This is a genomic window from Cycloclasticus sp. (assembly GCF_019090545.1).
GTDB classification, from domain to species: Bacteria; Pseudomonadota; Gammaproteobacteria; order Methylococcales; family Cycloclasticaceae; genus Cycloclasticus; species Cycloclasticus pugetii.
Map to the genome: position 1 here is coordinate 1 of NZ_JAHRVT010000014.1, position 11,414 is coordinate 11,414.

Genomic DNA, 11,414 nt, shown 5'->3' on the forward strand with positions numbered 1-11,414 from the left:
AGTAGGGAACTGCCAGGCTTTTACACAAAAACCCGCCTCTTGGCGGGTTTTTTTTGCTCTATGGTTTTTGCTTTTTTTAGGGTGTAAATCTATACGTTGGCTCTAAAGATGTAGCTACTTATCAGTTTTGTACGTCAATATGCGGCACCCTAGTTAGCTAATGATGGATGAGTTAGCATTTGTGGTTTGGTGCCTTGTTTATTTGTTTGTTGGGCTTCTGTCGGACGCTATAGCTCTAACGAATACTGTTACAACGATACCTATTTTTAGCATTAGTACCGATAAGATTTGTATGTTTCAATTTTGTTTTGTTTGATTTCTGATCGTTAGTTTATAGAGTTGCTATTGACAGAAATACAGGCATAAAAAAAGCGGATAATTTATATCCGCTTTTTTTATAAACCGTATGTTATTAGTTACTTTGATTTAAACAATTGAGTGTTCAAAGCACTCCCTTTTTAGAGGTTACTATTTTGTTGTGGTTAAAAACAATCGCCAGGTATGCTAACGGTGCCTTCCATTAATACTCGTGCACTTCGGCTCATGGTTACTTTATTGACGCTCCACTGTCCATTGATATTACTTACTTCTGCACCAACCTTCAATGTACCTGAGGGGTGCCCAAAGGTAACAATGTTTTTTTCACCACCTCCTGCTGCAAGGTTGACTAATGTTCCGGGTATGGCAGATGCAGTGCCAATGGCAACCGCTGCTGTCCCCATCATCGCATGATGAAGTTTACCCATTGATAATGCACGTACATTTAGGTCTATACTTTGAGCATCAATATTTTTCCCACTTGAAGATACATAGGAGTCTGGTTCGGAGACAAAGGCTACCTTTGGTGTGTGTTGGCGGGCAGTCGCTTCAGAAACATCGTTAATCAGGCCCATTTTAATAGCGCCGTATGCTCGTATCGTTTCAAAGCGCTCTAAGGCGTCAGCATTACTATTAATAGCTTCTTGTAACTCAGTGCCTGTATAACCTATATCTTTAGCATTTAAGAATACCGTTGGTATTCCCGCATTAATCATGCTGGCTTTGAAAGTGCCTATGCCAGGTACACTAAGGTCATCAACTACATTGCCTGTTGGAAACATTGCTTCTGAAGGATCGACAGGGCTGACAAAATCTACTTTAACTTCAGCAGCTGGGAAAGTGACCCCATCGAGTTCAAAGTTACCTGTTTCTTGTACTTGACCGTTTGTTATGGGGATATGTGCGATGATCGTCTTGTTGATATTTTTTTGCCAAATTCGTACTACAGCTATGCCATTATCTGGCACACGTTTTTTATCAACGAGGCCACATGTGATTGCAAATGAGCCTACTGCTGCAGTTAGATTACCGCAGTTACCGCTCCAATCGACAAAAGGTTTATCAATAGCGACCTGTCCAAATAAATAATCGACGTCATGATCGGCTTGATTACTTTTGGCCAGAATAACTGTTTTACTGGTGCTAGATGTTGCACCTCCCATTCCATCCGTTTGTTTGCCGTATGGGTCTGGGCTACCTATGACACGTAATAATATGTTATCACGTGCCTCGCCGGCTACTTGGGCCTCTTTGGGCAGGTCAGTTAAGTTAAAGAACACACCTTTGCTTGTGCCGCCACGCATATAGGTGGCGGGAATTTTTATTTGTGGCACGTATGACATTCTAAATCCTGTATTAAGCAGCTGATGATGACTCTAAGAAGTCTTGAGCAAAGCGTTGTAATACACCGCCGGCTTCATAGACGAGAACTTCATCTGCGGTGTCTAGGCGACATGTTACGGGGGCATCAATGGTCTCACCGTTTTTACGTGTAATTGTCAATGTAAGGGTTGCACGTGGTGTTATATCGCCTGTTACCGTATATGTTTCTGTGCCGTCTATGTTGTAAGTATGACGATTTTCACCGGCTTTAAATTCAACTGGTAATACACCCATGCCAACTAAGTTAGTACGGTGAATACGTTCAAAGCCTTCGGCTACGATTACTTCAACACCAGCAAGCCTTACGCCTTTTGCCGCCCAGTCACGTGATGATCCTTGGCCATAATCGGCGCCCGCTATAATAATAAGTGGTTGTTTACGGTCCATGTATGTTTCGATTGCTTCCCACATGCGGCTGATGGTTCCTTCTGGCTCAATTCTAGCTAGCGAACCTTGTTTGATTTCGCCGTTTTCTTTAACCATTTCATTTAATAGTTTTGGGTTTGCAAATGTCGCACGCTGGGCCGTTAAATGGTCACCACGGTGTGTTGCATATGAATTGAAATCAACTTCAGGTAGGCCCATTTTATGCAGGTATGCGCCAGCAGCGCTATCTAACATAATCGCATTAGAGGGTGACAAGTGATCGGTTGTGATGTTATCACCTAGTACAGCTAGTGGACGTAAATTTTTAAGCGTACGTTCACCGGCTAAAGCACCTTCCCAATAAGGAGGGCGTCGAATATACGTTGTTTGTGGACGCCAATCATATAGGGGGCTGACTTGTTCTTGTTGAATATCTGATTCAGGGAACATCGGGATGTAAATTTCGCGGAATTGTTCGGGCTTAACATACTGCTTAACAATTTCGTCAATCTCTTCATCGCTAGGCCAGATATCTTTTAAGGTGACTGGATTGCCTTCTTGATCATTACCTAGGATGTCTTTTTCAATATCAAAACGAATAGTACCTGCAATCGCATAAGCAACAACTAATGGTGGTGACGCCAAGAAAGCTTGTTTTGCATATGGGTGAATTCGTCCATCGAAGTTGCGGTTGCCAGATAATACAGCAGTGGTATATAGGTCTCGCTCAACCACTTCTTTCTGAATAACGGGATCCAGTGCGCCGCTCATCCCATTACAGGTTGTGCAAGCAAAGCCGACGATACCAAAACCCATTTCTTCGAGTTCAGGTAATAGGTTTGCTTCTTCTAAGTAAAGCTGTGCTACTTTTGAACCTGGTGCGAAGGATGATTTTACCCACGGTTTGCGGGTTAGGCCTAGTTCGTTAGCTTTCTTAGCGACAAGGCCAGCAGCAATAACATTACGTGGATTACTAGTGTTAGTACAGCTAGTGATGGCGGCAATGATAACTGCACCGTCGGGCATTAAGCCTTCTTCGTTTTCTACGGTGCCTGAAATACCACGTTCAGCTAATTCTGATGTTGGTACACGGCGGTGAGGGTTTGATGGGCCAGCAATATTACGTACGACGGTTGATAAGTCGAATGTTAATACGCGTTCGTATTCAGCTGTTTTAAGGTCATCGGCCCATAGGCCTGTTTCTTTGGCGTAGTTTTCTACCAATTTAACTTGTTCGGCATCTCTGCCGGTTAGTTTTAGATATTCGATGGTTTGCTCATCAATAAAAAATAAGCCTGCGGACGCACCAAATTCAGGTGTCATATTTGAAATGGTGGCACGGTCACCGAGTGTTAACTCGGCAGCGCCTTCGCCAAAGAACTCAAGGTAGGAAGAGACAACTTTAGCATTACGCAGGAATTCGGTAATAGCCAGTACGATATCAGTGGCTGTAATACCAGGTTGTCGTTTGCCAGTGAGTTCAACACCAATGATATTAGGTAAGCGCATGTATGACGGGCGACCCAACATGACTGTTTCTGCTTCTAGGCCACCAACGCCAATTGCAATAACTCCTAAGGCATCAACATGTGGTGTATGGCTATCTGTTCCGACGAGTGTATCAGGGAATGCAACGCCGTCACGAGCATGTATAACCGGAGACATTTTTTCTAAGTTGATTTGATGCATGATGCCATTACCAGGCTGAATCACATCTACGTTTTTAAAGGCTTTTTTAGTCCAATTAATGAAGTGAAAGCGATCATCATTACGACGGTCTTCAATTTCACGGTTCTTTTCAAAAGCGTCTTTTTCAAAACCAGCATGTTCTACGGCCAGCGAGTGATCCACGATCAATTGTGTAGGGACAACTGGGTTTACTTTAGACGGGTCGCCACCTTTTTCTGCAATAGCATCACGTAAGCCAGCTAGGTCGACAAGTGCTGTTTGACCAAGAATGTCATGACATACAACACGTGCTGGGTACCATGGAAAGTCTAGGTCTTGTTTGCGTTCTATTAATTGTTTGAGAGAGTCAGTTAATGAAGCTGGATCACAGCGTCGAACTAAGTTTTCTGCGTGTACGCGAGAGGTGTACGGTAGCTTTGCATAAGCGCCTGGTTCTATTGCGTCAACAGCGGCACGTGTGTCGTAATAGTCTAAGTCAGTGCCTGGTAGTTTTTTGCGGTAATCTGTATTCATTTTTTTACTCATATATATTTAGATAAAAAAGCCAGCCGTGAAATGCAGGCTGGCTTATATGTTATCACGCTGTGTTTAGTCGCGATCTTCTATCGGTGGTACTGGACGTGGGTCTGGGCCTACGTAGTCCGCATTCGGTCTAATAATGCGGTTGTTTGAGCGTTGTTCCATAATATGCGCCGTCCAACCAGTGACCCGAGACATAACAAAGATCGGGGTAAATAACTTGGTTGGGATGCCCATGAAATGATAAGCAGAAGCATGGAAGAAATCAGCATTACAGAATAATTTCTTTTCACGCCACATGACTTCTTCACAGCGTACAGACACTGGGTAAAGTGTTGTGTCGCCAACATCAGCTGCTAACTTTTCAGACCATTTTTTAATGACAGCGTTACGCGGATCACTGACCGTATAGACAGCGTGTCCAAAGCCCATGATCTTTTCTTTGCGTTTTAGCATTTCCATCATTTTTTCTTCAGCTTCATCAGGTGATTTCCAATCTTGAATCATCTCCATTGCAGCTTCATTAGCGCCGCCGTGTAATGGGCCACGTAATGTGCCAATTGCGCCGGTCACGCATGAGTGGATGTCTGATAATGTAGAAGCACAAACACGTGCAGCAAATGTAGAGGCGTTGAACTCATGCTCTGCGTAAAGAATAAGAGAGGCGCTCATAACAGCAGTATGTACGTCGTTTGGTTTTTCGCCACGTAACATGTGTAAAAAGTGTCCGCCAACAGAATCATCATCGGTTGCTGTTTCAATGCGAACACCTTCATGACTGAATTTGTACCAGTAGCAAATGATGGATGGGAAGACAGCAACCATACGATCGATTTTATCTGTTTGTTCAGAGAAATCTTTCTCTTCTTCAAGGTTTCCCAGCATAGAGCAACCTGTGCGAATTACATCCATTGGATGAGCATCTGCAGGAATATTTTCCAGAACCGTTTTTAATGCGTCTGGTAAGCCTCGTAGAGACTTAATTTTAGCAATGTACTGATCTAGCTCTGCTTGGTTTGGTAGTTTGTTGTAAGCTAATAAATAGGCTACCTCTTCAAATTTTGCGTTTTCCGCAAGTTCGGTCATGTCATAACCGCGATAAGTTAAACCTGTGCCGGATTTACCAACGGTACATAAGGCGGTTTCGCCTGCTGATTGTCCGCGAAGCCCAGCTCCGCCTACTTTCTTTTCAGCCATTATTTTTTCTCCTTTGAAAATAGAGCATCTAATTTTTGTTCATATTCGTGGTAGCCCAATACATCGTATAGTTCCATACGTGTTTGCATGGTATCGATAACATTAACTTGAGTACCTTCTTTGCGAATGGTTTCGTAGACGTTCAATGCTGCATTGCTCATTGCACGAAATGCTGACAATGGGTAGAGCACCATGCTCGCACCAGCTTCGCCAAGTTCTGTGGTAGTGAAGTAGGGTGTTTTGCCGAACTCTGTAATATTTGCTAAAACAGGTACGTCTACTGCCGCAGTAAAGGCACGGTAATCGTCTAGTTCGTAAACAGCTTCTGCAAAAATCATGTCCGCGCCAGCTTCAACGTAGGCACATGCACGGTCGATAGCAGCTTGTTGGCCTTCGCTGTTATAGGCATCTGTACGTGCCATTAAGACAAAGTCAGGGTCTGTTTTTGCGTCAGCAGCGGCTTTAACGCGATCAACCATTTCTTCTTTGGTGACAAGTTCTTTGTTTGGGCGATGTCCGCAACGTTTTGCAGCCACCTGGTCTTCAATATGAACCGCAGCAACACCGGCACGTTCAAATTCTTTGATAGTACGTGCAATGCTAAACGCGCTGCCCCAGCCTGTGTCGATATCAACCAATAAAGGGACGTCGGTTGCTGCCGTAATTCGGCTGGCATCTGTTAGAACGTCATTTAAGGTGGTAACACCAAGGTCTGGAAGTCCAAATGATGTGTTGGCAACACCGCCACCTGAAAGATAAATAGCTTTATAGCCTGTTTTTTCGGCCAATAAAGCGGCATAAGCATTGATGGTGCCCATTATTTGTAATGGTTTTTCCTGTGCCATGGCTTCACGGAAGCGTCGGCCTGCTGATTGAATGGTCATCTAAAATAAATCTCCTTAACTAAGTGTTATTTAAACGCTTTTTGGATAACCAAGCGTTTTAAGGTTGTCGGCAATTTCGCCTAAAGATGCGGGGTCGTCAATGGTGGCTGGTACCTTATGTTCTTGGCCATCGGCCATGCTTCGCATAGTGCCGCGTAATATTTTACCAGAGCGTGTTTTTGGTAATCGTTTAACGATTGTAGCCATTTTAAATGCTGCGACAGGACCAATTTTTTCACGAATTAAGGCAATTAGCTCTTCTTTAACCTCTTCTTCGTTACGGTTGGCACCTGATTGTAAAACAGCAAAACCCATTGGCGATTGTCCTTTGATGTTATCAGCGACACCAATGACGGCGCATTCAGCCACGTCTGGGTGCGATGCAAGGACTTCTTCCATTGCGCCGGTTGATAAACGATGCCCTGCTACGTTTATGACATCATCGGTACGGCCCATGATGTAGACATAACCCTCTTCATCTTGATAGCCAGCATCGCCTGTTTCGTAATAGCCCGGGAAGGTTTCCAAATATGAGCTAAAGAATCGCTCTTCATTTTGCCATAGTGTTGGAAAGGTGCCTGGCGGTAGTGGTAGTTTAATGGCAATGGCGCCCATTTCAGCGTTTGCAACAGCTTGCCCCGATTCATCTAAGAACTGGACATCATAGCCGGGGACGGGTTTGGTTGGTGATCCTGCTTTAACGGGAAATGCTTCAAGGCCTAAACAATTTGCAGCAATAGCCCAGCCTGTTTCTGTTTGCCACCAGTGGTCAATAACAGGGACGTGAATTTTATTTTCTGCCCACGTTAGTGTATCTGGGTCGCAACGTTCGCCAGCAAGAAATAAAGCCCGCATACATGAGATATCGTACTTTTTAAGGTAATCGCACTGAGGGTCTTCTTTTCTAATAGCCCGTAATGCAGTAGGGGCGGTAAATAATGACGCTACTTTGTATTCAGAAATAACACGCCAAAAAGCCCCCGGGTCAGGCGTGCCGATGGGTTTGCCTTCAAACATAACCGTGGTAGAGCCATTTAATAAAGGCCCATAACAAATATAAGAATGACCAACTACCCAACCAATATCTGAGGCTGCCCAGAAGACTTCGCCGGGTTTGATGTTATAAAGGTGCTCCATGGTCCACATCATGGCGACTGCGTGGCCTCCATTGTCGCGAACGACACCTTTCGGCTGGCCAGTGGTGCCAGAGGTGTAAAGAATATAAAGTGGGTCAGTTGCTTCTACCGAAACACAATCGACAGGTGATGCACTATTAATAGCGCTGGCCCAATCAATATCTCGGCCTTCTTTCATAGAGGCAGTTGCTTGCGGGCGTTGTAAAATAACCGTGTTAGCAGGCTTGTGCTCGGATACGTTAATCGCTTCATCGAGCAACGGCTTATATTCAATAATGCGACTGCCTTCAATGCCACAAGATGTTGATAAAATAACGCTGGGTTTTGCGTCGTTAATACGCGTGGCGAGCTCGTTTGCGGCAAAGCCGCCAAACACAACGGAGTGAACTGCGCCGATCCTAGCGCAGGCTAGCATTGACATCACACCTTCTGGAATCATCGGCATGTAGATCAGCACGCGGTCTCCTTTTGTGACACCAAGGTTGGTTAAAACGCCGGCTAACCTTGATACTTCATCAAGAAGCTCTTGGTAACTGTAAGTTTTTTTAGTGTTTGTAACGGGGCTGTCGTAAATTAGTGCGGCTTGTTTTGCAAGACCATTTGAGACATGGCGATCGAGAGCGTTGTAGCAGGTGTTTAACTTGGCGCCGGCAAACCATCGATAATAAGGGGCTTTTGAGTCATCCAGTACGCGATCCCATTTTTGGTCCCAATCAATCGTCTTCGCAGCGGTTGCCCAAAAAGCTTCGGGCTGTTCAAGGGATTGCCTATATTGATCTAAATACTGCCCCATCTTTTTCTCCAAGAAGTGAATGCTAGTGACTATTTTTTTATTTGTTACGTTTTATAGTTTGAACAGCCGGTCATAATACTATTTTGAGGTGTTTTTTTCAACCCAAACCCTTAAGCCTTGGATGATTAGACTTATATCTAACATTAGAATTTTAAACAGGTTTTCTTTGCTGATTTGGCAGCCTGTCGCACGAATTTCTTCCACAAAATAGTTTTTTATTTTATCACCCAAGTCCTTGTCAGATGTTGTCTGCAAGGCAAGGTCGGCAAATATTTTTATGCGTTGACGAAGTGATTCTGCGAGTGGGTTTAAATTATCTACCATGCAAAAGTGCGTAAGGTAGGCACGATCACACTGGGTGTTCATAAGTTTATCAATAGATTCTAGCCAGTCAGCAGGGTCAAAATCTACCGGTGAAGATGGCGGGAATATAAACGGTTGACCGCTAACAGTCAGTTTTGGATAGGCGACACCAAAGGTATCTCCAGTAAACATGCCGTTGCTGGTTTTGTCGATAATACACACGTGGTGCTTTGCGTGGCCTGGTGTATCAATAAATTCAAGTAGCCTATTTTGAAAGTTTAACCTAAGCCCATCATTAGCTTCTGTGACGCGTTGTTGATCGATTGGGACCAAATTGCCGTATTGTTTTTTGAATTCTGCCTCACCATATACAGACGAAGCGCTTGCTTGGAGCCTGCTTGGGTCGATCATGTGTCGAGCGCCTCGTGGGTGAATAATAAGTTGAGCATTAGGGCATTGTTGCATGAGGCTGCCGGCACCACCTGCATGATCTAGGTGAACATGTGTGGGGATAATGAAGTCAACATTATCAACAGGAATGTTTTTGATTTTAAGAAGTTCTAGTAATAGAGGGGTTGTGAAATTGGTGCCAGTATCAATAAACGCAGCATGATTGTTTTGCTCAATGAGGTAGCAACTGGCTAAACCAGGCCGAATATATTGCGTGTCGATGCAACTAATGCCATGCCCTAACGATTTATAGGTTGGTTTTTCCATGTGTTTGCCTGTTGGGTTTGTTTTTAGTTAAGTAAGGGGCTGATATTTCAAACTAAAGACTACTGTATTGGAGCGTGTGAGCAAACTTTTTATATGAGGCTAGTGCCGAGAAAATACTGATGTTACACAGTGGTTTGAACTGTTGGGTTAAGACGTTACGGCAGGGGGGGGGTATGTTTTGTAACAGTAAATATAGTGAGTTTATGTAAAAAGGCGAGGCTTTATTTCCCCATGCTTAGAGGGAGTATAAAGTTTGATATACTGAATCTATAATTTTAATGAAAAATAAAGGAGCGAGCGTGGCAACGTATAAATCCCCAGTGCAAGATATGGAGTTTGTTTTAAATGAAATTATCAATGTTGGTTCTTTAACCGAGATTGAAAAGTTTGAAGATGCAACGGAAGACATCATTACGGGTGTACTTGATGAGGCCGCTAAGCAAATTGATAATACTATTGGCGTTCTAAACGAGTCTGGTGATGCCGAGGGTGCTTCGTTAAACAACGGTGAGGTAACCACCCCTGAGGGATTTAAAGAAGCCTATGCATCTTATGCAGAAAGTGGCTGGATTGGGCTAGATAAAGACATTGAGTTCGATGGCCAAGGGCTACCTTATGTTCTAGCGACAGCGGTTACCGATATGCTATCAGGAGCGAACGCTGCATTTTCTTTGTACCCAGGCCTAAGCAATGGGGCGTATGAGGCATTAAAAGCGCACGGAACACAAGCGCAAAAAGAAACCTATATGAGCCATTTAAGCCTCGGTGATTGGAGTGGCACAATGTGTCTGACAGAGCCCGGTGCTGGTAGTGACCTTGGACAAGTGCGAACAAAAGCTGTGCCACAAGAAGATGGCAGTTATTTGATTGAAGGTAATAAAATTTTTATTACAGCAGGCGAGCATGATCTAACCGACAATATTATTCACTTGGTATTAGCAAGAACACCCGGTGCACCGGAAGGTATTCGTGGTATCAGTATGTTTGTTGTGCCTAAATTTTTGATTAATGAGGATGGCTCATTAGGTGAACGGAACGCAGCAGAGTGCGCCAATATTGAAGAGAAAATGGGTATTCATGGCTCCAGCACTTGTGTAATGAATTTTACTGATGCAAAAGGTTATTTAGTGGGTGAGCTCAATAAAGGCATTCAAAATATGTTTGTGATGATGAATGCAGCTCGCTTAATGGTCGGTTTGCAGGGGCTTGGCGTTGCTGAGCGTGCAACACAAAATGCGATAACGTATGCAAAAGAACGTAAACAAGGGCGTCCACTGACCCGTAAGGCCGAGTCTTCATTTGATAGTGATACTATTATTGTTCACCCGGATGTGCGCCGTATGTTGTTCACCATGAAAGCATTAACAGAAGGCTGCAGAATGATGGCGTACGACACCGCTAAACATGTTGATTTATCCGAAAACCACCCTGATGAGGCAGTACGAAATGCTTCAAAGGCTCGGGTAGATTTGATGACGCCGGTGTGTAAGGCGTTTATTACTGACGTGGGTGTGGAAGTGTCAGGCCTAGGTGTGCAAGTGTATGGTGGTCATGGTTATATCAAAGAACATGGTATGGAGCAGAATATGCGTGACAGTAAGATATTCTGTATTTATGAAGGGACGAATGGAATTCAAGCGATGGACTTGGTTGGCCGCAAGCTTTCAATGAATGATGGGCAGTTACCGATTGATTTTTTTGCTGAGGTAAAAAGCGAGCTCGCCTCGGCGAGTGCTGAGATGGCATTTGTTACGCAGCCATTAACATCTGCCCTAAGTGCCCTAGAAGAAGTGACGGCTTGGTTGATTAAATCGAAAGAAGAGGATCTAAATGATTCCGCGGCAGCGGCGGTAGATTATCTACAGATGTTTGGCTTAGTTTCATTAGGGTATTATTGGCTACGAGCCGCTAAGGTTGCCAGTGGAAAAGAAGGCGTGTTCTACCAAGGCAAGTTAGCGACAGCTAATTTCTTTGCAACAAAGCTTTTGCCGCGTGTTCATGGTTTGGCTCCTGTGGTTATGTCGGGAAGCCGCTGTGTTATGGAGCCAAGTGAAGAGTTGATCGTTTAGCTTTAAACGATTTAAATTAAAAAGATAAGGCCCAGCTGTC

Annotated in this window: 7 protein-coding genes; 1 reads left to right on the forward strand and 6 read right to left on the reverse strand. The window is 44.1% G+C overall.

Features of this window, described 5'->3' with window-relative positions; all coding sequences use genetic code 11:
* Nucleotides 1-482: 482 nt before the first annotated feature.
* The 6 genes from prpF to KUG63_RS03245 all read right to left on the reverse strand — a co-directional run bounded on the left by prpF (nt 483) and on the right by KUG63_RS03245 (nt 9,305).
* On the reverse strand, nt 483-1,661 hold the full coding sequence (gene prpF / locus KUG63_RS03220) for a 2-methylaconitate cis-trans isomerase PrpF (RefSeq protein ID WP_073024849.1): 1,179 nt from the start codon (nt 1,659-1,661) through the stop codon (nt 483-485).
* A 13-nt stretch (nt 1,662-1,674) separates the two neighbouring features.
* Nucleotides 1,675-4,269, reverse strand: coding sequence for a Fe/S-dependent 2-methylisocitrate dehydratase AcnD (gene acnD / locus KUG63_RS03225; RefSeq protein ID WP_287554002.1), 2,595 nt, complete (start codon nt 4,267-4,269; stop codon nt 1,675-1,677).
* A gap of 75 nt (nt 4,270-4,344) precedes the next feature.
* Complete coding sequence (gene prpC / locus KUG63_RS03230; protein ID WP_015005074.1) at nt 4,345-5,472, reverse strand: 2-methylcitrate synthase; 1,128 nt, start codon at nt 5,470-5,472, stop codon at nt 4,345-4,347.
* Nucleotides 5,472-6,356 (reverse strand): methylisocitrate lyase, encoded by an 885-nt coding sequence (gene prpB, locus KUG63_RS03235; RefSeq protein ID WP_015005075.1) that lies wholly within the window; start codon nt 6,354-6,356, stop codon nt 5,472-5,474. The genes prpC and prpB overlap by 1 nt, the downstream gene beginning before the upstream one ends.
* 30 nt (nt 6,357-6,386) lie before the next feature.
* Nucleotides 6,387-8,285 carry a propionyl-CoA synthetase gene (locus tag KUG63_RS03240; RefSeq protein WP_287554004.1) on the reverse strand — a complete coding sequence of 633 codons (1,899 nt, stop codon included), beginning with the start codon at nt 8,283-8,285 and terminating at the stop codon, nt 6,387-6,389.
* Nucleotides 8,286-8,363: 78 nt separating this feature from the next.
* Nucleotides 8,364-9,305 (reverse strand): MBL fold metallo-hydrolase, encoded by a 942-nt coding sequence (locus KUG63_RS03245; protein WP_287554006.1) that lies wholly within the window; start codon nt 9,303-9,305, stop codon nt 8,364-8,366.
* Between the two features lie 299 nt (nt 9,306-9,604).
* Between KUG63_RS03245 and KUG63_RS03250 the strand changes: the two genes are divergently transcribed.
* Nucleotides 9,605-11,374 carry an acyl-CoA dehydrogenase C-terminal domain-containing protein gene (locus KUG63_RS03250; RefSeq protein ID WP_015005078.1) on the forward strand — a complete coding sequence of 590 codons (1,770 nt, stop codon included), beginning with the start codon at nt 9,605-9,607 and terminating at the stop codon, nt 11,372-11,374.
* The last annotated feature ends 40 nt before the right edge of the window (nt 11,375-11,414 follow it).

Excerpts from the sequence above, each read along its gene's own strand:
- prpF (WP_073024849.1), bottom strand. The coding sequence starts at position 1,661 with ATGTCATACGTGCCACAAATAAAAATTCCCGCCACCTATATGCGTGGC.
- acnD (WP_287554002.1), bottom strand. The coding sequence starts at position 4,269 with ATGAATACAGATTACCGCAAAAAACTACCAGGCACTGACTTAGACTAT.
- prpC (WP_015005074.1), bottom strand. The coding sequence starts at position 5,472 with ATGGCTGAAAAGAAAGTAGGCGGAGCTGGGCTTCGCGGACAATCAGCA.
- prpB (WP_015005075.1), bottom strand. The coding sequence starts at position 6,356 with ATGACCATTCAATCAGCAGGCCGACGCTTCCGTGAAGCCATGGCACAG.
- KUG63_RS03240 (WP_287554004.1), bottom strand. The coding sequence starts at position 8,285 with ATGGGGCAGTATTTAGATCAATATAGGCAATCCCTTGAACAGCCCGAA.
- KUG63_RS03245 (WP_287554006.1), bottom strand. The coding sequence starts at position 9,305 with ATGGAAAAACCAACCTATAAATCGTTAGGGCATGGCATTAGTTGCATC.